18 protein-coding genes and 2 pseudogenes are annotated in these 22,304 nt (G+C 40.3%); 6 read left to right on the top strand and 14 right to left on the bottom strand.

Features of this window, described 5'->3' with window-relative positions; translation table 11 throughout:
* Nucleotides 1-103 precede the first annotated feature (103 nt).
* Together ACNSN2_RS06690 and ACNSN2_RS06685 are read left to right on the top strand one after the other, a co-directional pair.
* Nucleotides 104-1,096, top strand: coding sequence for an MDR family oxidoreductase (locus ACNSN2_RS06690; protein ID WP_418608844.1), 993 nt, complete (start codon nt 104-106; stop codon nt 1,094-1,096).
* Between the two features lie 72 nt (nt 1,097-1,168).
* The gene (locus ACNSN2_RS06685; RefSeq protein ID WP_418608843.1) at nt 1,169-1,585 is read left to right on the top strand and encodes a VF530 family DNA-binding protein; all 417 of its coding nucleotides are present in this window, start codon (nt 1,169-1,171) and stop codon (nt 1,583-1,585) included.
* 55 nt (nt 1,586-1,640) lie between these two features.
* Here the strand turns inward: ACNSN2_RS06685 and ACNSN2_RS06680 are convergent, their stop codons facing one another.
* Together ACNSN2_RS06680 and ACNSN2_RS06675 are read right to left on the bottom strand one after the other, a co-directional pair.
* On the bottom strand, nt 1,641-2,072 hold the full coding sequence (locus ACNSN2_RS06680; protein ID WP_418608842.1) for a DUF3859 domain-containing protein: 432 nt from the start codon (nt 2,070-2,072) through the stop codon (nt 1,641-1,643).
* A gap of 56 nt (nt 2,073-2,128) precedes the next feature.
* On the bottom strand, nt 2,129-3,946 hold the full coding sequence (locus tag ACNSN2_RS06675) for a protein kinase domain-containing protein (RefSeq protein ID WP_418608841.1): 1,818 nt from the start codon (nt 3,944-3,946) through the stop codon (nt 2,129-2,131).
* Between the two features lie 212 nt (nt 3,947-4,158).
* Here ACNSN2_RS06675 and ACNSN2_RS06670 point away from each other — a divergent pair, with 212 nt between their 5' ends.
* The 3 genes from ACNSN2_RS06670 to ACNSN2_RS06660 all read left to right on the top strand — a co-directional run bounded on the left by ACNSN2_RS06670 (nt 4,159) and on the right by ACNSN2_RS06660 (nt 9,585).
* Entirely contained in the window at nt 4,159-6,174 is a 2,016-nt protein-coding gene (locus tag ACNSN2_RS06670; protein ID WP_418608840.1) for a TonB-dependent receptor, read from the top strand.
* 162 nt (nt 6,175-6,336) lie between these two features.
* Nucleotides 6,337-7,854: a leucyl aminopeptidase gene (locus ACNSN2_RS06665; protein WP_418608839.1), complete on the top strand. Its 1,518-nt coding sequence runs from the start codon at nt 6,337-6,339 to the stop codon at nt 7,852-7,854.
* Between the two features lie 183 nt (nt 7,855-8,037).
* Nucleotides 8,038-9,585 carry a methyl-accepting chemotaxis protein gene (locus ACNSN2_RS06660; RefSeq protein WP_418608838.1) on the top strand — a complete coding sequence of 516 codons (1,548 nt, stop codon included), beginning with the start codon at nt 8,038-8,040 and terminating at the stop codon, nt 9,583-9,585.
* A gap of 49 nt (nt 9,586-9,634) precedes the next feature.
* Here ACNSN2_RS06660 and ACNSN2_RS06655 read toward each other — a convergent pair whose 3' ends face one another.
* The 5 genes and pseudogenes from ACNSN2_RS06655 to ACNSN2_RS06635 all read right to left on the bottom strand — a co-directional run bounded on the left by ACNSN2_RS06655 (nt 9,635) and on the right by ACNSN2_RS06635 (nt 13,723).
* Nucleotides 9,635-10,186 carry a cytochrome b gene (locus tag ACNSN2_RS06655; protein ID WP_418608837.1) on the bottom strand — a complete coding sequence of 184 codons (552 nt, stop codon included), beginning with the start codon at nt 10,184-10,186 and terminating at the stop codon, nt 9,635-9,637.
* Nucleotides 10,187-10,683: 497 nt separating this feature from the next.
* Nucleotides 10,684-11,367: a hypothetical protein gene (locus ACNSN2_RS06650; protein WP_418608836.1), complete on the bottom strand. Its 684-nt coding sequence runs from the start codon at nt 11,365-11,367 to the stop codon at nt 10,684-10,686.
* A 34-nt stretch (nt 11,368-11,401) separates the two neighbouring features.
* Nucleotides 11,402-12,301: a cell division protein gene (locus tag ACNSN2_RS06645; protein WP_418608835.1), complete on the bottom strand. Its 900-nt coding sequence runs from the start codon at nt 12,299-12,301 to the stop codon at nt 11,402-11,404.
* 364 nt (nt 12,302-12,665) lie between these two features.
* Nucleotides 12,666-13,061 (bottom strand): annotated as a pseudogene (locus ACNSN2_RS06640) (SDR family oxidoreductase); the annotation flags it as partial.
* 56 nt (nt 13,062-13,117) lie between these two features.
* A complete protein-coding gene (locus tag ACNSN2_RS06635; protein ID WP_418608834.1) occupies nt 13,118-13,723 on the bottom strand; it encodes a hypothetical protein in 606 nt (201 codons plus the stop codon).
* Between the two features lie 260 nt (nt 13,724-13,983).
* Here ACNSN2_RS06635 and ACNSN2_RS06630 point away from each other — a divergent pair.
* Nucleotides 13,984-14,315, top strand: a pseudogene (locus ACNSN2_RS06630) (phage integrase N-terminal SAM-like domain-containing protein).
* A 175-nt stretch (nt 14,316-14,490) separates the two neighbouring features.
* On the opposite strand, the gene ACNSN2_RS06625 reads toward ACNSN2_RS06630, so the two are convergent.
* The 7 genes from ACNSN2_RS06625 to ACNSN2_RS06595 form a co-directional block, all read right to left on the bottom strand.
* Nucleotides 14,491-15,261 carry an SDR family oxidoreductase gene (locus ACNSN2_RS06625; protein ID WP_418608833.1) on the bottom strand — a complete coding sequence of 257 codons (771 nt, stop codon included), beginning with the start codon at nt 15,259-15,261 and terminating at the stop codon, nt 14,491-14,493.
* A 9-nt stretch (nt 15,262-15,270) separates the two neighbouring features.
* Complete coding sequence (gene mmsB / locus ACNSN2_RS06620) at nt 15,271-16,170, bottom strand: 3-hydroxyisobutyrate dehydrogenase (RefSeq protein WP_054200896.1); 900 nt, start codon at nt 16,168-16,170, stop codon at nt 15,271-15,273.
* 4 nt (nt 16,171-16,174) lie between these two features.
* On the bottom strand, nt 16,175-17,332 hold the full coding sequence (locus ACNSN2_RS06615) for an enoyl-CoA hydratase/isomerase family protein (protein ID WP_418608832.1): 1,158 nt from the start codon (nt 17,330-17,332) through the stop codon (nt 16,175-16,177).
* Entirely contained in the window at nt 17,332-18,111 is a 780-nt protein-coding gene (locus ACNSN2_RS06610; RefSeq protein ID WP_008114687.1) for an enoyl-CoA hydratase, read from the bottom strand. Before ACNSN2_RS06610 ends, ACNSN2_RS06615 begins: the two co-directional genes overlap by 1 nt.
* Before the next feature lie 10 nt (nt 18,112-18,121).
* A complete protein-coding gene (locus ACNSN2_RS06605) occupies nt 18,122-19,279 on the bottom strand; it encodes an acyl-CoA dehydrogenase family protein (RefSeq protein ID WP_138595285.1) in 1,158 nt (385 codons plus the stop codon).
* A gap of 119 nt (nt 19,280-19,398) precedes the next feature.
* Nucleotides 19,399-20,889, bottom strand: a complete 1,491-nt coding sequence (locus ACNSN2_RS06600; protein WP_418608831.1) for a CoA-acylating methylmalonate-semialdehyde dehydrogenase — start codon at nt 20,887-20,889, stop codon at nt 19,399-19,401.
* 72 nt (nt 20,890-20,961) lie between these two features.
* Nucleotides 20,962-22,143, bottom strand: coding sequence for a thiolase family protein (locus ACNSN2_RS06595; RefSeq protein ID WP_418608830.1), 1,182 nt, complete (start codon nt 22,141-22,143; stop codon nt 20,962-20,964).
* Between the last annotated feature and the right edge of the window lie 161 nt (nt 22,144-22,304).

The following is a 22,304-nucleotide window of genomic DNA, read 5'->3' as shown; positions in this document are numbered from 1 at the left end:
ATCGCACCTAATTTAAACAAATTTTAATCTACAAAGGTCATCAGACCCTGTTGATGCATTTTTTATTATCAATTTAAAGACGATCGGTCTAAAAGGAAATCTAATGAGCAATCCTATTAAAGCTATTGTTATAGATAAGCAAGACGACAACTACAGTGCCAATTTAAGCAGCATAAACAGTGATGATTTACCAAACGAAAATGTATTAATTGACGTACTGTACAGTACCCTAAATTACAAAGATGGCTTAGCCATTACTGGCAAAGGTCCTGTAGTTCGCAGCTTTCCTATGGTACCTGGCATTGATTTAGTGGGTACAGTTACTAACAGCGACAGTGAAGAATTTAAAGCTGGCGATAAGGTTATTTTAAATGGCTTTGGTGTTGGCGAAAAACACTGGGGTGGCCTAGCCCAAAAAGCGGCTCTTAGCAGCGATTGGTTAATTCCTCTACCCGCCAACTTATCAGCTAAACAAGCTATGCAAATTGGTACTGCCGGTTACACAGCAATGTTGAGCGTGATTGCCCTTGAAAAACAAGGGTTCACCCCTGACTCAGGTGAAGTGTTAGTCACCGGTGCCAATGGTGGCGTAGGCAGTTTTGCTATTTATTTACTAAGCCAGCTAGGTTATCAAGTAACCGCAGCAACAGGTCGCATGGAACAAGCTGACTATTTAAAATCATTAGGTGCAACTAATGTAATTGATAGGAACGAGTTTTCAAACTCAGGTAAACCACTACAAAAAGAACGCTTTGCTGCTGCAATTGATTCGGTAGGTAGTCACACACTTGCTAATATTTGTGCCTCACTTAAATACGGTGGTGTAGTAACAGCTTGTGGGCTTGCACAAGGTATGGATTTGCCAGCGTCTGTGGCGCCATTTATATTACGTGGTATTTCTTTGATGGGTATTGATAGCGTAATGCGTCCTAAAGCGGATCGTGTTGAAGCATGGGATCGTTTAGCATCCCTAGTTAGTAGCGATTACTTAGATAAAATTTCGACCGAAATCACACTTGATCAGGTTATTGAAAATGCCGAACAGCTCATGCAGGGCCAAATTCGTGGTCGTGTTGTGGTTAATTGTCAAAGTTAAGCTTTTTTGCTATTAAACTCTCGTTATTAAATTTATAATACTGGCCGTATTTTTAATAACGAGAGAACACCTATGAGCAACCAAGAACTTTTCAGTAATAACCCACTGCAAGGCGTTAAATTAGAGCAAGTGGTTGAAGAACTGGTTGAGCAATATGGGTGGGAACTCCTGCATGCCTACTTACAACTCAACTGCTTTAAAAATAATCCTGACATTAAGTCAGCAGTTAAATTTTTACGTAAAACTGAGTGGGCACAACAAAAAGTAGATAATTTCTATTTGTACCGCCTAAAAAACTTACCACGCCCAGATGACGTACAATACGAACTGCCTCCACGCGACCGTATTATCCCTGAAGGCGATAAACTAGGTGAACCATGCGAGTTAAGCTTTTCTGATGCTAAGCGTATTCAAGAGAAAAAAGCAGCCAAGCAACGTGCCCGTACTCGTAAACAACGTTCAAATTCAAGTAACCCTTGGGGTAACTAAGCTAATTTCATAAAAGAGCTAACTTTATTGTTAGCTTTTTTTTTTATTGAGGAAATTAATAGCCTCGGTGTTTCCAAAAATCATCTTCTGTTTTGGTCTGTTCATTAGTTAGATTAAATGTTTTATCCGCAATGACTTTTCCTGCTAATGATAAGGTCATACGCCAGTTACCTATTTTATCTTCTATAGGCTCCCACACGGTGTCGCCTAAATAAAACGACCAATCGTTATCTTTAACGTATACATTCCCCTCAAAAGGCAGCATTACTTCGCCATTGGTATCTATAATACCTGGGTGATAAATACAATAATGTAGTTTTTCGCCTTTGGCTTTTTTGATATTTACTATTAGGCCAAATTCCACATCAATACACGCGGTTACCTTTGTGGTGAATTGCGTGATTTGTGGTAACGATTTACTGGCTTTGTCCCAGTGGGTATATATACCGTAACTTTCTAATGTAATTTGTGGTTTAGATTTTGCCATTTAACTTTCTATTTTTTCTTTCTATTGTTAAGCCACCAGCCTCAGCGAGTGATTTATTAATTAAGTAATTGTTTTGGATTTTTAGGATAATAATTGCTGGATTGCTGCTCGCATAAACTAAACTCGCGAGTATTTTTATACGGCAACTTCATAAAACCAGCGACCCCAACATCAGTAATATTAACCGCGTACTGCATGAGTTTATTTAGCAAACGTTTAAATTCAACTTCTTTACTAGCATCGAGTAATCGATAGTAATGGTGAATCTTCATCCTATCTGGTAGTGCTTCAAAAATAATACAACCCGTATGATGTATCTGGTTTAGCTCAAATACACATTTAATCACCTTTTTAGGCAGTTGCAGTTGCTCATCGGGATCTTTACCATCTTCAAAATATGAGTGCGGACGGGTTACATCGCTGGCTTTTACATTAACCACTTCATAGTCAAGCTCAGGTAACTGGTTAAATTTAAACGCACCGGTGCCATCGCGTTCTAGTTGAATCGTTTTACGGGCATCAAATAAACAACACTTAAATAAGCCTTTTTGACTAATCGCTTGTGCCAGCATTACAGTATTATTTACCGCATCAGTAAACGCGGTGGCTAAAGCTTCATCGTGCATAATAAGTGATGACTCAACATACAAAGAATCATCTTTCCAATGAAAACTCAGCCCCCCTACTACAGGGTATTTCGCTAAGCGACTAATTGACGCTAAAAACGCTTTTTCGGTATCCCCAGTATCAAACAAAAATTCTTTGTAATACCTATCTAACTGAGCATCGTTTACATCGAGTAATTGCTGTTTATGGTCGGCTTGGCGTAAAAACTGTTTGCGGGAACTATATACAACGGTTTCGGGCTCAGGATCTTGGCTAAACCAAAAAGGAATGCGTGCTTTAGTGTCTTCCTTTGGTAGCTCTGGTAAAAATGCTTTTGCCATAGTTTCTATGTTACGCATAAAATAGTCGCCGGCTTTATCCCTTACACTACGCTCTTTTGAAAGCATGCCGTCAATTACATTCGCCAGCTCTTTAGGAAGCATTAAACTACTGGCCGGAATAGCCTGAGCGCCAAATCGACAAGACTGAGCCGATGCAAGTGCATACAAAGTTGATGCAACCCCTTGCTCATCAAAACGAGGGGATGACTTTTCACCAGACATTTGTGCATCACCAATAAAATACACATCACCCATTCGCGCGTTAGTGGTGCTTAAATCACCCGACATTAAATCCATAAAATTACTGGCAATAGGGTTGCCTTGTTCATCTACTTGGGCATATACCGAACTACCCCAATCAACCAATGAAAGCTGCTTGGCTTTTTCATCCCACACCAAGTTAGAGGGTTTAATATCGCCATGCACAATAGGTTGTGGGCTCAATCCGTTTTTATGATGGCGTAAATCAAGCAATACATTTCTCAATTTTACCGCTAAGTTCATTATTTTTGCAGCAGATAGTCGCCCTTGCTTTAGCGATACTTTTTCAAGGTCTTCACCTATTGCACGAGCCATCATCAAAATGCCCTGTTTTTTAATTCGCTCAAAACCATAAAATTTTGGTATTAGCGGATTATCAATTTGAGACAGCATATACGCTTCGTCTTCAAGGCGATCTCGGACACTTTGTGCCAGCGTTATTCTTGAAAATTTAAACACCCACGGCAGGCCATGTTCATCATCACCCGCAAAAACAAAGCCAAACGCACCAGAGCCAATCATTTCAACATTTTTATAACCAAGTAGTGTTAGCTGTTTAATACAAATGTTAAGCCATTGGCGATGCTTTTTAGCATCACGGTGCGATAACAAATAAACAGACTGTTCTTCGTTAATATAAAAGTTGCGAATTTCTTTTGCTTTCAATGCATGTACTCAAAATAATAAGGTGTAAAAACGCCCTTCGATTATTAGTTTTATATAAAGAGATTACAATAGCTTATAGCTTTGTTTTTATCTGCAGTTATAAATATGATTGATAAAAACATAAATAATAAAAAATATTGCATCCAATATCCTGTTCTGGCCGTTGCTTAATGACATCTAATTAAAGAATAATGATTTAAAGGACTTTAAGCGTGAAGAAACTAGCATTTATAACATTCGGAATTTTACCGTTTAGTTATGCACAAGCAAGCATAGAGAAATTAACCGTTTACGGACACAGAGATAGCCTAATTGGCGAGTCTATTAGTGCCTCAAGCGGTATTATTGGGCAAGGCGAGATTCAACAACGTCCTATGTTAAGAAGTGCAGAATTGTTGGAACTGATCCCAGGTATGGCAGTAACTCAACATAGTGGCTCAGGAAAAGCGAATCAATACTTTATAAGGGGCTTTAATTTAGATCACGGAACAGATTTCGCCACTAATATTGATGGTATGCCAATAAATTTACCTAGCCATGGGCACGGTCAAGGCTATACCGATTTAAATTTTATTATTCCAGAATCTATATTAAGCATTAATTATCAGAAAGGATCTTATAGCGCTACCCAAGGAGACTTTTCATCAGCTGGGAGCGCAAATTTTAATCTTATAGATACACTAACTCATCAACAAGTAAGTCTTAGTATTGGAGAAGATAACTACAAGCGAGCCACAGTACTCGCTTCAACTGATGTTACAAAAGGTAAACTAATGGCCGCAGCTGAGTGGCAAGGATACTCCGGTCCATGGGATGATATTAATGAAGCTGTTAATAAAAAAAACGCACTCCTTCGATATGTTGGCAAAGCATTTAATGGCGATTTTACCCTCAGTGCTATGGCCTATGACAACAGCTGGAATTCAGCTGACCAAATCCCTAAGCGCGCAGTTTCTCAAGGGTTAATTTCTCAGCTTGGCTCTTTAGATACGTCATTAGGTGGCAATTCTAGCCGCTATAGTTTATCGACCGTTTGGCAAGGTGAAAACCTAAAGGTAAATACATACGCAATAAGTTATGACTTAGATTTATACTCAAATTTTAGCTATTTTTTAAATGATCCTGTTAATGGCGATCAATTTAACCAAAAAGACAGTCGTAAAGTATATGGTGGCGAATTTAATTATCAGTTTGATGCCAAAATGCTAGCTATTAACATGCAACATACGGCAGGGTTAGCACTTCATCATACCAACATTGATAACGTTGGCTTATATAACACAAAAAAAAGAAAGCGATTATCTACAGTAAGACAAGACGATTTAAATCAAACTAGTTACTCAGCCCATTGGGGATCAAAGCTTTTTTTAAGTACCAATCTAGAAGCAAGCTTAGGTATTCGATACGACTACTATAACGTTGATGTTAATAGCAATATTTCAGCTAATTCGGGTAGTCAAAACGATGATTTAGTGAGTTTAAAAGCTAGTTTAAACTACCAATTTACCGATTTAGTAGCCGCCTATGCTAATTGGGGTCAGTCATTTCATTCAAATGATGCTCGTGGAGCAACAATTAATGTAGACCCTGTTACATTAGATAAATCAGAGCAAGTAGATTTACTGGTAAAAAGTGAAGGCGCTGAAATTGGTTTAAGGTTTGCTGAACCAAAAACATTTAACTTATCGGCTGCATTATGGTGGTTAAACCTCGACTCAGAACTTCTATTTGTTGGCGATGCAGGTAATACAGAGCCTAGTGATGCCTCTGAGCGCTATGGTATAGAAATGAGCGCCTATTATTGGGTTAATAATAGTTTTAGTCTTGATGCTGAAGCATCATTTACCCACTCTCGTTTAAGCATAAATAATGTCAAAAACTATATAGAAGGTGCAGTACCCGTTGTCGCAAGCGCTGGCTTAAATTGGCATTTAACAGAACAATGGCAGTCATCGTTACGTATTCGCCATATAGGTAAACGCACATTAACAAGCGACGGAGAAAAACGCTCGGAGCCATTAACCGTAGTTAATAGCTCTATAAGTTATCAGCAAACTCATTGGCAAGTAGAGTTTGAGTTACTGAATTTATTTAACAGCAGAGACCATGATATTGATTATTATTATTCATCGCGCTTACCTAATGAGCCCATTGATGGCGTTGAAGATAATCACTTTCACCCTATAGAGCCAAGAACTGCCCGATTAAGTTTTAGCTTATTATTTTAAATTCCGCCTCAGACAATAAAAACGAATGAAAATGATTTATAGAGCGAAAATAACAGAAAAAAGTAACTATATCGTTGTTATTTGCTGTTTCACCGTATCCTACTTAACTACAGTAGGCTAAATAAGGTAAAACACCCCTTTAAATTATTCTTAGGTTAAAAAATGAAACGTATTATAAAAGCCTCTTCAATCGCGCTTGCACTGGGTATGTGTATTAATGCACAAGCAGCAGACTTTAATTTTTCTACAAAAGTAGACAGCGACGCAAATACGCTGGTTGTATTTTATAGCCAAGATGGCAGCAACAGCCAATTTAAAACACTTGATAAACAATTCGATGGCCAATTACAACGTGTTATCGATATAGAAAACTTTACTGGCGATTACGCAAAAGTCGCGCAACTTGTCGCGCCAAGTAAAAGTAACTACAGCCGTATTTTAGTTGTAGGTACAGGTAAAGCTGACGAATTAAATAAAGCAAAAGCGGCTAAGTTAGGTGGCAATATTCATGCTCGCCTAGTTAAAGCTAAAGCAGGCACAGCCAGCGTTATTTTTGATGATGTAACGGGTGCAAACGATAACGCTGCACTTGCTGCTAATTTTGCCCATGGTGCAAACCTACGCGATCACCGTTTTGAAAACTACAAAAAAGAACCAAGCACTGAAACAGTTAGCTATACGTTTGATGTTGATAACACCAAGCAAACTCGCAAGCTTTACAGCCAATTAGAGAGTATTCAAGCAGGTGTATTTTTAGCACGCGATTTAACATCAGAAGTGGCTACAGAAATGACACCGATTGATTTTGCCAATGCAGCAAAAGAATTAGCGTCGTTAGGTGTTACTATCAAAGTGTTAGAGCCTAAAGAGCTAAAAGAGCTTGGCATGGGCGCATTAGAAGCTGTAGGTAGAGGAAGCCAGCAAGGTGCACGTTTAGTGGTAGCTCATTATAAAGGCTCTGACGATGCCCCTATTGCCCTTGTTGGTAAAGGCATTACGTTCGACTCAGGTGGTTATAGCATCAAAACCGGTGCGTCTATTGCACGTATGAAATCAGACATGGCCGGTGCTGCTGCAGTGCTTGGTACTGTAAAAGCAATGGCGTTAGCTAAAGCAGATAAAAACGTGGTAGCCGTTATGGGCATGGCAGCTAATATGGTATCGCAATTTGCTGTTGCTCCAGGTGATGTTGTTCGCACTGCTGAAGGCTTAAGTGTAGAAATTTTAAATACCGATGCTGAAGGTCGTTTAGTACTAAGTGATGCAATGTGGTATGCACGTGAGCACTACAAACCAGAGATCATGATTGATGTTGCAACCTTAACGGGTTCTAAAATTCGTGCTGTTGGTAATGAATACGCAGCGGTATTCTCTGATGATGACACGCTAGTATCGCAACTTACCCTTGCAGGTAAACAAGTAAACGAAAACCTATGGCGCTTACCATTAGGTTATAAAGATATGTTGAAGTCTGACATTGCTGATATAACAAATGTAGGTTCAGGTGGCCCTGGTGCAACCACAGCCGCTACTTTCTTAGAGCATTTTGCTGGCGATACCCGTTGGGTGCATATCGATATTGCAGGTAATGCCTTAGTGAAAAAAGGTAAAGATGAGCTTTCACCAGGGGGAACGGGGTTTGGTGTTCGCTTATTAAGCGAATGGTTATTAGCTAACTAATTGTTTATTAATACTAATAAAAGCGCCAAAGTAGGTTTACTACTTTGGCGCTTTTTGTACGAAAACAGTTTTATAGAGCTCAATACATCACTATTAATAAATCCTTAAAAGTGTGTTTATTATTTGATTTTGTTTGATTTATAATCAAAGATAGAAGGAACAATTAGTAACGAGGTCAAAGGAATGAAAATAACCTACCTGCTCTACAGCATTTTTTATTTAAGCATTTGTTTTCTTTTCTATTTTGAACAGCTCTCCACCATTGCTGCAGCAATTATAGTGCTGTTATCTGCAATTTTTTATATAAAACCAGCAAAATCTGAATCAGCAAATAACAATTCGTCACTAGGTGCCGTGCAGTCGTTCAATAACAAAATTGCACAAAACATTACCAAAGCCACCTCAAAAAATGCCATAGGCGCAGCTGAAGTGTCATTTTATGTTGATAGCTTATCTAAAGAAATAGACGCTTGTTATAACGAGAGTGAAACTGTCGGGCGTGCCACACACGAGCTTTCACAAAATAGTACTGAACTCAGTGACAGCATGACCACTATTAATCAAGCAATGGTACAAACAGCGCAAGCCTCAAGCTCTGCCGATAGCCGCTTACAAACGGCCACCAGCCAAATTGATTCGTTATCAGGCTCTATAGATAAAGTCGCCCAGCAATTAGATTTATTATTAAAAAGTGCCAGTGATATACAAAGCATTACCCAAGTTATTCAAAACATTGCAGAGCAAACCAATCTACTTGCTTTAAATGCAGCCATAGAGGCCGCTCGTGCAGGTGAGCAAGGTCGTGGTTTTGCGGTTGTTGCCGACGAAGTGCGTAACCTTGCAAATAAAACCAATGAAGCAACCAAACAAATTGCTGACATGCTCACAGACATTAACGCCAACAGTATAAAAACCAATGAAGATATGAAGCAGGTTTCACAGCAAAGTATTTCTGTAAAATCAGAGCTTGAAAACGTGACTCAATCCTTTTTAACAATTAACCAAGATATTGGTGCCTCATCTACCGCGCTTGATAGTATGCATCAGTCTGTTTCTGCATTTCAGCATGCAACCACACAAATAAATAGCTCAGTCACTAGCATCAGTAGTTTATTGGGCGAAGTTACTAAAAAAGGCAGTACAATTTCTCAGCAAGCGTCTTCTTTATCGCTGGGATCAGAATCAATATTTAGAGAGCTTGAAAACATAGAGTATGACGCATTCTTTAAACCAATCCTGATATCGGCTAGACACGCCAGTAAAGCAATTGGCGAATGTTTTGAGGGTTGGATCCAAAGCGGAAAAATAACCCAGCAACAACTTTTTTCGCAAAACTATAAACCCATCGAGAATACTAATCCAACCAAGTACACAACCGATTACGATAAACTTACAGATCAATCACTGCCGGCTATTCAAGAACCAATTCTGGAAAATAAAGACATAATTTTTGCAGGAGCCGTTGATACTAAGGGCTACTTTCCTACTCATAACAAACGCTATAGCCAAGCCCTAACCGGTAACTTTGAAAAAGATTTAGTAAACAACCGTACTAAACGTATTTTTAATGACCCGACAGGAATTCGCTGTGGTAGCCACACCGAAAGCTTTTTATTACAAACCTATAAACGTGATACCGGTGAAATACTGCATGACCTCTCGGTGCCAATTTATGTAAACGGTAAACATTGGGGCGGGTTTAGAATTGGGTTTAAAAGTACAAATCATTAATTAATATAAAAAGGGAGACACATGGTCTCCCTTTCTATATGTGATGTGTTTATTTTTTAGAAAACATCATACGTTTAAAGGTATTATCAGCCAAAACATAATGGTGAAACAAAGCCGCCGCCGCATGTAAGCCTATTACGTAATAACCAACTTCGCCCGCTGTCTCGTGTATTTCTTTAATGGTTTTACCCAGCTCTTTGTTTTCACTTGCCAATGGAGGCAACTCTAAACCAAAAAATGGCACAGGTTTACCTGCCATACTTAATATTAACCAACCCGCAATTGGCATAGCAAACATAAACACATACAGCGCAATATGAACAAATGTAGCTAATTTATTTTGCCATTTTGCAGGCTCAGGGTGTATAGCTGGTACCGAGCCGCCCACTACACGCGCAACTACCCTCACGCTTACTAAAGCTAAAACCGATAAACCCAACATAAAATGCCACATTTTAAAGGCATCACGGGTTTCGGTACCCTTTTCAAATAATTCGCGAAGTTCAATACTACCGTACACAGTCACAATTAAAATAAACATCAACCAGTGCAAGGCTATAGAGAGTGTATTGTAATGAGTATCTGTATTTTTAAAATTCATAATACCTCCTAATAAACGCATTAAAGTTAAAAGCCACTTATGCGTATGAGTATACATTTACAGGCTAACCTTTAATCACTCACTATTTAATGATCTAAAACATAAAATGAGTTACTAATTCAGTTCAATGGTTTAATGATTCTGGAATTTAAGTATTAGCTACAATAACTGAGCAAGCTTAAAATAAACTTAAATAGTAGGCATAAAAAAACGGCAACCTTAAGTTACCGTTTTAAACAATTAACGTGTTTTAAAAATAATAAACAGCAGCAAATGAAAGAGTATCGAGAACGACGAGTGATTTAGACTAGCCAAAGCTTGAAGAATTGGCTCTTATGATGCCTAAAGTCAAGATTTGCCCCTTTTGCTCACCATGCTTGGAACTGCTCGCGCATTTCATCGGTGACGATGCAAGATGAAGCAAGGCAGCCAAAATTGACTAACAGAAGTAGTAAAAAAGTTAACCGCATTTATCAATTCCTTGTGCGTACAACGCCTCAATCAGCCGACGCGTTAGCGGTCTGCTGGATTGATTTGTTAGCATTTTCCTCGGTTAGTAAACATATACCCAACCAAATAAACCAAACAATTTGTGATACGCCAAATATTTCAGTAAATAGTTTGTCAGGATAAATCGTTGCAATGCCCGCTATGCCTACAAAATATCCGAGATAGTTAAGTGACTGGGGTAATCTGCCCTCTTGTATAGCTGCTACGCTAATCAATAGAACCCAAAGTCCGCCAACTAATTCATTTCCACCACCTATACTTTCTGTTATCACTGAAACGATTATCCACATATCAAGGGCTTTTTCTGGATTTGCATCCATCAGATCGATTGCATGATCAAGCCCGATATTCGAAATCATTCCACTTGCGATCACCAGACCGACCCAAATGCCCCCGAATAAAGATCCAATAGTAATTAAGGGATTAACTTTATGTTTAAGCCTCTCATACATACCAATAACGAGTATGGCCAGAAAAATGCCAAACACCACGTACATTAGAAAATAGATCATTGAAAATAGAAGTTGATTTTCTGCCATGTAGGTCATTTTTTCGACTGGACTACCATCAACTGGATATGACCAAAAAGCCCCAAAATACACAAAGGCTGCTATGTAAATAAGCCCTTGGAAAATTGCTGCGATACCAGCCAGTTTTTGTAGACTCTTCATTTTGCGAAACCCCGTTTGTTGTATTGCTAACGCCTCAAGAATCGGCGGCGCTTGCGCCGTCTGCATTACTTGATTTGTTAGCTTTAAATTCAGCCATCGATTCGCGCTCAAATTTAAGCGCCTCTGAGCGATCACCAAGATACCTAGGAAGGCTTTCAAGTGCCATAAAGCCCCCCATGCGTTGTTCATGATGACCAACGATCAAGCCGCCGTGGCAATTGTGGGCACGACAGCCACGAATCAACGTGGCGTTATTCGTGACCAAGATGTTGCTTGGCTTTACAAGAATTTCAACACCATTTCTTAAGAATCGGCCCCGATTAATCACAACCTTATTTGGTGGTTGAAAATCAATTTCAATAAGTATCTTTCGATGTGCCTCCCGAACAGCCAGCCTCGTTCCTACAAGCTGTATATCCCATGGTTCTGTGGAGTAATAAAGTTGATTATTCTTAATGTGAAGAACGGGAGCATTGAACTCATCAAAAATGACAAGATTTAGAAGGAAGTGTCCATCAGCCATAACCAGTCCAACCAAAGGCGTACCATCTACACTTATAGGTACCATTGCTGTTCCATACCCTTGATCTTCGCAAGTGAAACTATTCCCACCAATCTCAATTTCAGCAGTCTTTCCCGAAAAATGAAGGCTGTATGGTTTAGAAACACCTTCGCGTAGATTAAATGGATTTGAATCAGCCTCTCTAACTACTTCTTTAGGGAGAAGTCCACCAGTTTTCTCTCTATGGTGTTGATCACATAGTAGTGTTATTTCTTCAGCAACATGACGCTTGACGTTAGCCCACTCTTCCATGTGTTCATATTCATAGAGAGGCATTCCGCAAATAACACAGCCGAAACCACACCTCTGCCGCACCTCGCGCTGAATAGGGAGGGGGATATTACGACTATTGCAGTCTTGCTCTTTTGTCATATAGCTTCCATTCTAAAGCTAACAGCTTATTGAACACCACTTTTGGGGGTTATAAAACCCCAAAACGGCGTATATTACATTGCTCAATAATTCCACTAAATAACTTTTATGTAAACAAGTTATTACGCAAGTTATAAATTTATCGTTGTTAAAATACACCAAAACGACTTTTAATAATGTTATTGGACAAAACACCATTAACTGTCTATATACACAGCACTTCTTTTTAAGTTAAATATCGTTTATGAAACCCCTGTTTCTAACCATGATTAAATTATAATGCTGCGATTTAAAACAAAAAAAGCACAGCCCAAAGGGCTGTGCTTTTAAATCAACTAACACTCATACGTTTATAAACATTAGTTTACAAACGAATACCGCCGTCTATCTCTACTACACGACCAGTAAAAAAGTCGTTTTCGATAATATATTGTGCGGTATGGGCTATTTCAGCGGTTTCACCTAAGCGCCCTACTGGTGTTACAGCAAGCATGCGTTGTTTGGCTTCTGGCTTCATTACATCGGTCATGGCGGTGCTAATAACGCCAGGGGCAATTGCGCCAACGCGGATCCCAAAACGACCAAGTTCTTTAGCCCATGTAGTGGTTAGTGCCACAACACCCGCTTTTGATGCGGCGTAATTTGTTTGGCCAATATTGCCTGCACGCGCTACGCTCGACATGTTTACAATTACGCCGCCTTTGCCTGATTCAATCATGTGGCTTGCCGCTTCGCGCCCTGCTAAAAATACGCCTGTTAGGAAGCGGTGAGTAATAGTTGGCTAAAATGTTAAGCGAAGCGGAATAGTGCCAACTATTACGAATCCGACTTTAAGGCCTTGTTAGGGTTCACTATAGCTGCTTCGCTACTATCGTTTTCATAGTAACTTATACCACCAAATACCGTGCCGATTAAGCCAACTAACAAACTAATAACCGCAATAAACTTATTGAATTTCCTTTCTTTTATTTTCGATAAATTATATTCCCTTAGCTCATTAGCTAATGGCTGTAAATCATAGCCATTTCCAGAAGACATATTTTCTATATGCTCTAAATGAATTTTTATATTGTCGGGAATCCCTTCAAAAGGCTCTTTAGATTTTATTTTCTCAATTTGTTTTTCTAAATAAGATAATTTATCCTCTGTGAACTCTTCTTTTGTAGTTATTGTTGCTCTCAACATAGTTTCGAGAGCCTCTTTCTTACATTCCATATTGAGACGGTTTGCTTTGGCAATTATCTCCACATGCTCCCATTTGGGAGGTTCGATTTCGTAAGCTTTATTCAAAGCTCTTATAAAATGCTTTCTTTTAATAGACTTGTCTATTTCATTTAAGAACACCGGTAGAAAATAAAAAACTGTAATGCAAAATGCTAACCCCATTAGCCCGAAATAAATGTAAAATGCAATTTTATCCATACTCTAAAAAGAACCCTAACAATTTTGTCTACGACATTTGTCGTTTTATAACCGACAAATGTCCATATATTACAGTTCATTTATCTTAACCATCAAATAAACACCTGTAAACAATTAGTTAACTTTAAGTTTTTTCCCTTAATGTAGAAATACACCAAAATGGTGGAGATCAGTAATATTGGATAAAACAACAAATACTGTCTATATATACAGTTACTTTTTTACTAAAGATTCATATCATAAAATCACCTTTTTTAACTATGATAGCCGAACAAATGTATCTAAAGCGTTATGCTAAAAGTACCATTAAAGCGTATTTATACTGGATAGCTTCATTTATTCGTTTTACTCTATGAGGCACCCAACAACGATGGGAGACAATGAGGTCGAACTTTTTTTGAATCACTTAGTCAACCAACAAAATGTTGCTCCTAACACTCAAACACAAGCCTTAAATGCGTTGAGCTTTTTATTTAAAGAAGTAATTAAAAAGCCACTTTCATTATCATTAAGTTTTATTAAGAGCAAACGAGCAACTAAACTACCGGTAGTTTTAACGCAACAAGAAATAAATAATTTTTTTAAAGTGTGATCTGCGAAGCATTATTTACCCTGTGGATTACTTTATGGCAGTGGTATGCGATTAATGGAGATACTGCGTTTACCGATACATCAGACCTTTTTCAAGATTATAAACTCTCCGATTTGAAACAAAAAAGCACAGCTCAAAGAGCTGTGCTTTAAATGATTAAATTAGAGCTGACAAGTTATAAACGTATGCCGCCGTCTATCTCTACTACACGGCCAGTGAAAAAGTCGTTTTCGATAATATACTGAGCAGTATGCGCTATTTCAACGGTTTCACCTAAGCGCCCTACTGGTGTTACAGCAAGCATGCGTTGTTTTGCTTCGGGCTTCATTACATCGGTCATGGCGGTGCTAATAACACCTGGGGCAATGGCGCCAACGCGGATACCAAAACGGCCAAGCTCTTTAGCCCATGTAGTGGTTAATGCCACAACACCTGCTTTTGAGGCTGCATAGTTAGTTTGGCCAATATTACCCGCACGCGCTACGCTCGACATGTTTACAATTACGCCGCCTTTGCCTGATTCAATCATGTGGCTAGCCGCCTCGCGTCCTGCTAAAAATACGCCCGTAAGGTTAACGTCAATCACTGATTGAAATTGATCAAGCGACATTTTTTTAACCACTTTGCCGTCTTTGGCTTTTATAAACATGCCATCGCGTAAAATGCCGGCGTTATTAATTAATACCCCAATGTGTCCAAAGTCACTGTTAATGGTATTAAATACGTCTTCAACTTCACTTTCAACGGTTACATTGGCGCTGTAGCCTTTAATAGTGCCTGTTACGCCAGCTAATGCAGATAGCTGATCGGTTGCTTCATTTAACTGGGCTTGCGCCATATCAATTAAGGCAATATTAGCGCCCATTAAGGCAAACTTTTGCGCCATTGCAAAACCTAAGCCTTGTGCGCCACCGGTAATAACTACGGTATTATTTTTTATTTCCACGATACTTTCCTACTTCGAAAACAATTTAAAAATGGCACTAAAATCATCACTGCCTGCACCTTGGTGCTGCATCATAGTGTATAAATTTTTAGCCATTGAGCCCATTGGCGTTAGTGAATTACTTTGTTGCGCTGCTTCCATAGCAAGGCCTAAGTCTTTCGCCATTAAATCGACCATAAAGCCAGGTTTATAGTCGTTACTAGCTGGTGCGGTTTCCATAACACCTGGGCAGGGGTTATAAAGTTCTAACGTCCAGTTACGACCCGAACTTGCGCTCATTATATCGCTGAGTACTTTTGCATCGAGGCCGTTATTAATTCCCATTTGAATGGCTTCACTGGTACCCGCCATTAAAATACTCAACAGCATATTGTTACATATTTTTGCAACTTGCCCTGCACCAATATCACCAGCATGGAAAATGTTTTTGCCCATATCGACTAATACCGTATTGGCTTTATCGAATGCGGTTTGCTCACCACCCACAATAAACGTAAGCGTGCCCGCTGTTGCGCCTGCTACACCACCCGATACCGGTGCATCAACAAACGCAATACCTTGCTCGCTTAGGGCATGGCCTACATCACGAGCCGATTGTGCATCTATGGTTGAACAATCAATCACTAACGTACTTTTACTCAGTACTTTAATTAAACCCGATTGCTCGTCTGTGCCTAAATAAAGTGATTTAACATGTTTGCTTGCCGGTAGCATGCTAATTAGCACATCAGCCTCGTGCGCACAGTCACTGGCGCTTTGCGCCGCACTAGCCCCATGATTCACAAGCTCTTTAACGGCCTCTGCACTTAAGTCAAAAACGCGCACACTGTGGCCTGCTTTAACTAAGTTTGCTGCCATTGGGCCGCCCATGTTTCCTAAACCAATAAATCCTATATTAAGTTTACTCATCGCTTTACCCTTGTAAATTTAGTTGTGAAAAGTACGGCTCTAGCGGATGTTCCTCGCCAAAGCGATTTGCAAAAAAGCTCTCTACTACTTCGCTTGGCACATTAGCTAAGGTTTTAAACTGCCACTGTGGCGTACCGTCTTTATCGATTAGTAAGGCACGTACACCTTCTTGAAACTCGCCCACTTCGCCAGCACGAACCGACATGCCCAATTCCATTTTAAAACAGTCAGCTAAGTTTTTGCCTTTGCTGTGTTTAAGCTGCTCACTCACTAAAGCACAACTTAATGGACAACCATGCGCCAACGATTTTTGTGCACGTTGTAGCCATTTGTCATCTGTGGTTAGATTTAAAATGTAATCGACCTGCTGCTGTAACGTGTCAAAGTCGCCTAACTTTTGAATTAGCGATAAGTTAGCTTTTAAATTGCCTTTAGGCATACGGCTAGAGTTGTTATCTAACTCAATAAGCAAGTTACTTAGCTTGTCGTGGTTTAAACTTGCTGTTTTACCCCATTTAGTATTGAGTAACGCTTCAACAAGCTCTGGGTATTTATCGGCATTTATAAAGTGGTCGGCAAGCGATACAAACTTAGCGTCTTCACAATTTATAGATGCCGAGGTCAGCCCTAAAAACAAACCAACATGGGCGGGCATTTTATGTAAAAAATAACTGCCGCCTACATCAGGGTAAAGCCCAATGGTTTGCTCTGGCATGGCAATGCGTGATGTTTCGGTAACCACACGGTGACTGGCACCGGCCATTAAACCTAAACCGCCGCCCATTACAATACCGTTACCCCAGACTAAAATGGGTTTGTTGTAGCAATGAATTAGGTAATCCAGCTGATACTCTTGAGTAAAAAACTCTTCAACCAATGAGCTCGGTTTACCTTCACTCATTGCTGTGTGCAAGCTCACTACATCGCCACCGGCACAAAATGCTTTTTCACCTGCGCCTTTAAGAACCACTAATGCAATGTTATCGTCTTTGTCCCATTGCTGTAGTTGTGGCTCGAGTAAGCTGATCATCTCAAAATTTAACGCGTTTAATGACTTAGGCGCGTTAAGCGTAGCAAAACCAATGAGTCGGCCATTGTCTGTGGTTGCCGTTTCAAATACCACGGCAGCATCAGCTGAATTTAAACGGGTTAATTCACTCATTAGCCATTCACCCAATTAGCTTTGCGTTTTTCTAAAAAGGCGTTCACGCCCTCTTGCTGATCTTCGGTATCAAATAAACCAACAAACAGCTCTCGCTCCAGTGGCAATGCATTTGCCATTGGCTGATGGCGCCCTTTTTGAATCAATGTTTTACATGCAGCAACCGACGATGGGCTTTGCTCTGCCACTTGGTTTGCTAGTTTTAGTGCTGCAGCAAAGCTTTCACCTTGTGCAACTACTTCTTCCACTAAGCCAATTTGCAGCGCTTTATCGGCTTTTAAGCGCTCACCGCATAAAATCATGCGTTTTGCCCAGCCTTCACCCACTAACCATGCTAAGTTTTGCGTTCCACCAGCACAGGGTAATAAACCCACTTTTGCTTCAGGCAATGCCATTTGTGCTTGCTCTTCTGCAATACGAATATCACAAGCAAGCGCTACTTCAAGCCCGCCACCCATTGCATAACCATTAATGGCTGCAACCGACACGCCTCTAAAATTAGTTAGCGCTTCAAACGCTTCACCAAATACACATGACATATCTGCGGCGACACCTTTATCGCCACCTGCAAATACATTTAGGTCAGCACCGGCGCTAAAAAACTTTTCGCCTTCACCAGTCAGTACTAATGCATAAATATTTTTATTGGTGTTGAGCTGATTAACTGTGTCTTTAAGCGCCACTAAAGTGTCTTTCGTCCAGGTATTCGCTGGCGGATTCGACATAGTTAAAATAGCTACATGGCCTTCAATAGTTAACTCAATGCTAGGATTTGACATACTAATCTCCTTATAAAACTTCGCTGGCTGATTCGGCTAAGATACGACGCGCAATAATCACGCGCATAATTTCGTTAGTACCTTCTAGAATTTGATGAACACGTACATCGCGTACGTGGCGTTCAAGTGGATATTCTTTTATGTAACCGTAGCCCCCATGAATTTGCAGCGCATCGTTACACACAGTAAAACCAACATCGGTTGCAAAGCGTTTAGCCATAGCACAATAAGTGGTTTTTTCACTGTCGTTAGTATCAAGTTTAAACGCCGCGAGTCGAACCATTTGGCGCGCTGCTACAAGCTCGGTATTCATATCGGCAATTTTAAATTGTAACGCTTGAAATGCAGCCAATGGCTTACCAAATTGGGTACGCTCTTTTAAGTATTCACGAGCAGTATTAAGTGCCGCTTGTGCAGTACCAATAGAACAAGTGGCAATATTAATACGGCCACCATCTAAACCTTGCATGGCAAACTTAAAGCCTTCGCCTTCTTGGCCTAACAAGTTTGCTACTGGAATTCGTACATCTTCAAAACTAATTAAACGTGTTGGCTGGGCATTCCAACCCATTTTTTCTTCTGCTTTGCCGTACTCAATACCTTTTGCATCTGCTGGTACAACAAACGCTGAAATGCCACTTGGGCCATCTGCCCCTGTACGTGCCATTACAACTAAAATTTCTGTTTCACCGGCGCCTGAAATAAACATTTTTGAGCCGTTAATAACATACTCATCGCCATCACGAACTGCTTTAGTTTTTAATGACGCAGCATCAGAGCCAGAGCCTGGCTCAGTTAAACAGTACGATGCCAGTAATTCGCCCATTACCAATTGTTCAACATATTTATCTTTTACTGCATCGGTACCAAAGCTTGCGATCATCCAGGTTGCCATATTATGAATGGTCAGCATAGCTGTAGTTGCTGTACAACCCAGTGCAAGTTGCTCAAAAATAATGCTTGAATCTAAACGAGATAAACCTAAGCCACCGGCTTCTTCTGGTGTGTATAAGCCACAAAAACCAAGCTCACCAGCGGCTTTTATTGTGTCTTTTGGGAAAATATGTTCGCGATCCCACTTAGCTGCATGTGGTGCTAGTTCAGATTCTGCGAATTGACGCGCAGTTTGCGCAAAAGCTTGTTGATCTTCAGATAAGTTAAAGTCCATGGTAGACCTCTTGTTGTGTTTTGTTTGTTGTCGGTGCATCCCATCAAGGGAGTTATTAGTGAGGAGCGACAACACTGTGTGTTGTGCCCCTCTTTTTTATTAATTATGCGGTTAAAATGTTACTTAAGATTAATACTCATATTTGGACCTGAAGCGATATCATCTTCAAACCAGCGAGATGTAATGGTTTTGGTTTCTGTGTAAAAACGAATACCTTGTTTACCATACGTGTGAGTATCGCCGTAGAATGAGCCTTTCCAACCCGTGAACGAGAAAAATGGTAAAGGCACAGGAATTGGCACATTAATACCCACTTGGCCTACTTCAATTTCGTGTTGGAATTTACGTGCAGCCGCACCACTTGAGGTAAATAGTGAGGTACCATTGCCGTAAGGGCTTTCGTTAATAAGCGCAATGGCTTCTTCAAGGGTATCAACAAACATACACGCCAATACTGGGCCAAAAATCTCTTCTTTGTACAAGTTCATCTCTTTGGTTACATCAGTAAATAACGTAGGACCTACCCAGTTACCTTGCTCGTAACCTTTAACGCTAAAATCAGAGCCATCAATTAAACAGGTAGCGCCTTGTGCTTTACCATCAGCAATCAGTGATAAAATACGTGCTTTTGCAGCAGGTGATGTTTGTGGGCCATAAGCCGCGTCTGCATCATCCCAAACACCTGGGCGTACACCTTCAAAGCCTGCTTTAATTTCATCAACCCAGTCTTTTGCTTGACCAACAAATACCGCCACTGAAATACCCATACAGCGCTGACCTGCTGCACCTACAGAGGCACCCACAAGGTTATTAACAACATGCGATTTACTCGCATCAGGCATAATTACCATGTGGTTTTTAGCGCCAACACACGCTTGAACACGTTTTAAGTTTTGTGTGCCTTTAGAGTAAATATAGGCACCTACACCACATGAACCCACAAATGAAATAGCACGAACGGCTTTGTCTTCTAATAAGCGGTCAACTTGTGGTTTTGTACCGTGTACTACTTGTAATACGCCTTTAGGTGCACCCGCTTCAATAAATAGCTCAGCTAAGCGCATAGGAGTAAGTGGATCTTGCTCAGACGGTTTTAAAATAAAGGTGTTACCACACACAATTGCCAGTGGGAACATCCACAATGGGATCATTGCCGGAAAGTTAAATGGCGTAATACCTGCACACACACCCAGTGGTTGCATGTAAGAATACGTATCAATTTTGCGTGCTACGTTTTCCATGGTTTCACCCATCATTAACGACGGCGCATTAGCAGCTTGTTCAACTACCTCAATACCACGCCACACATCACCTTTTGCATCTTCAAACGTTTTGCCTAGCTCATGACAAATAATAGTGGCTAGTTCATCATGGTTTTCTTTTAATAGCGCCGCGTATTTCATCATAATGCGCGCACGCTCAGTAATAGGCACATCTTTCCATGTTTTAAATGTTTCGCTTGCTGATGCAATCGCCGCATCCATCTCTGTGTCTGTAGCGCATGGCACTTGCGCGAGCACTTCTTGATTAGCTGGGTTTACAACATCAATTAATTCATTTGACGTTGACTGAACGAACTCGCCGTTAATTAGTAAGGGTACTTGGTGCATAATAAATCCTATTGAGTCAATTTAATTGCCGCAGCGCTGTGATTGTTATAGTTGCTGCGGCTTTGTTATCAGTTAAAGTGCTTCGACTGCCATAGCAACGGCTTCACCGCCACCTATACACAAAGACGCAACGCCTTTTTTGAGGCCTCGGTTTTTAAGCGCATGAATAAGTGTTACTAAAATACGTGCGCCACTAGCACCAATTGGGTGGCCTAGTGCACACGCACCACCATTCACGTTAACTTTGCTTTCATCGAGCTTTAATTCGTTAATAGCCAGCATAGTGACCATGGCAAACGCTTCATTAATTTCCCATAAATCAACATCGGCGGTTGTCCACCCTGCTTTTTCAAGTACGCTGTTCATTGCGCCCACTGGGGCTACAGTAAATTCACTTGGTTTTTGAGAATGAGTGCTGTGAGCAACAATTCTGCAAAGTGGTGTTAAACCCTCAGCTTTTGCTTTTGATTCGCTCATTAGTATTAGCGCAGCACCACCATCTGAAATAGACGATGAATTAGCGGCAGTAATAGTGCCGTCTTTTTTAAATGCAGCTCTTAAACTTGGTATTTTTTCAGGGCGTGCGTTGCCAGGTTGCTCATCAATTGAAACGGTGATGTCACCCTTACGCGTTTTAATAGTGTGCGGAGTAATTTCGCTATCAAAGCTACCATTGTCTATGGCTGCGTTTGCTTTACTTAATGAACCCAGTGCAAACGTATCCATTTGCTCACGACCAATACCGTATTCATCGGCTGTATCTTGAGCAAAGCAACCCATTGCTTTATTGTCGTAGGCGTCTTCTAAGCCATCACTCATCATGTGATCTTTAATTTCGCCATGTCCCATACGCATACCGCCACGGGCTTTAGGAATAAAGTAAGGTGCATTGGTCATGCTTTCCATACCACCAGCGATTGCTGATTCAATAGAACCGGCCTTAATTAAATCATTCGCTAACATCGCTGCTTTTAAACCCGAGCCACATACTTTATTAATAGTGGTAGCGCCGGTGCTTAGTGCAAGCCCCGCTTTAAGCATTGCTTGACGCGCAGGTGCTTGGCCTAAACCGGCTGGTAATACGCAGCCCATAATTACTTCATCAATTGCATCATTGCTTAAACCCGTTTGAGCAAGTGCGCCTGCAATGGCCGTAGCACCTAATTCGGTAGACTGCGCATCACTTAGTGCGCCCATAAATCCACCCATTGGGGTGCGTTTTGCTGCTACAATTACAACGCTTTCGAAAGACATAAAAGGCTCCATTTTCAATTAACGCAAACATGTTTTATTATGTTTAGCTTAATGTTTAAACTAATCTGATAAATACGAGCATACATAAAATTTACGTTTACGCCAACGTAAATCTAAAATCAACTTTCTAATTAGTGTAAAAACTGTAAAGTTAGCTTGCT

This window comes from Pseudoalteromonas sp. US3C1013, from assembly GCF_048401115.1.
Classification (GTDB): domain Bacteria; phylum Pseudomonadota; class Gammaproteobacteria; order Enterobacterales; family Alteromonadaceae; genus Pseudoalteromonas; species Pseudoalteromonas undina.
This window is presented reverse-complemented; position numbering and strand designations above follow the sequence as displayed.

Excerpts from the sequence above, each read along its gene's own strand:
- ACNSN2_RS06690 (WP_418608844.1), top strand. The coding sequence starts at position 104 with ATGAGCAATCCTATTAAAGCTATTGTTATAGATAAGCAAGACGACAAC.
- ACNSN2_RS06685 (WP_418608843.1), top strand. The coding sequence starts at position 1,169 with ATGAGCAACCAAGAACTTTTCAGTAATAACCCACTGCAAGGCGTTAAA.
- ACNSN2_RS06680 (WP_418608842.1), bottom strand. The coding sequence starts at position 2,072 with ATGGCAAAATCTAAACCACAAATTACATTAGAAAGTTACGGTATATAT.
- ACNSN2_RS06665 (WP_418608839.1), top strand. The coding sequence starts at position 6,337 with ATGAAACGTATTATAAAAGCCTCTTCAATCGCGCTTGCACTGGGTATG.
- ACNSN2_RS06660 (WP_418608838.1), top strand. The coding sequence starts at position 8,038 with ATGAAAATAACCTACCTGCTCTACAGCATTTTTTATTTAAGCATTTGT.
- ACNSN2_RS06655 (WP_418608837.1), bottom strand. The coding sequence starts at position 10,186 with ATGAATTTTAAAAATACAGATACTCATTACAATACACTCTCTATAGCC.
- ACNSN2_RS06650 (WP_418608836.1), bottom strand. The coding sequence starts at position 11,367 with ATGAAGAGTCTACAAAAACTGGCTGGTATCGCAGCAATTTTCCAAGGG.
- ACNSN2_RS06645 (WP_418608835.1), bottom strand. The coding sequence starts at position 12,301 with ATGACAAAAGAGCAAGACTGCAATAGTCGTAATATCCCCCTCCCTATT.
- ACNSN2_RS06635 (WP_418608834.1), bottom strand. The coding sequence starts at position 13,723 with ATGGATAAAATTGCATTTTACATTTATTTCGGGCTAATGGGGTTAGCA.
- mmsB (WP_054200896.1), bottom strand. The coding sequence starts at position 16,170 with ATGAGTAAACTTAATATAGGATTTATTGGTTTAGGAAACATGGGCGGC.
- ACNSN2_RS06615 (WP_418608832.1), bottom strand. The coding sequence starts at position 17,332 with ATGAGTGAATTAACCCGTTTAAATTCAGCTGATGCTGCCGTGGTATTT.
- ACNSN2_RS06610 (WP_008114687.1), bottom strand. The coding sequence starts at position 18,111 with ATGTCAAATCCTAGCATTGAGTTAACTATTGAAGGCCATGTAGCTATT.
- ACNSN2_RS06605 (WP_138595285.1), bottom strand. The coding sequence starts at position 19,279 with ATGGACTTTAACTTATCTGAAGATCAACAAGCTTTTGCGCAAACTGCG.
- ACNSN2_RS06600 (WP_418608831.1), bottom strand. The coding sequence starts at position 20,889 with ATGCACCAAGTACCCTTACTAATTAACGGCGAGTTCGTTCAGTCAACG.
- ACNSN2_RS06595 (WP_418608830.1), bottom strand. The coding sequence starts at position 22,143 with ATGTCTTTCGAAAGCGTTGTAATTGTAGCAGCAAAACGCACCCCAATG.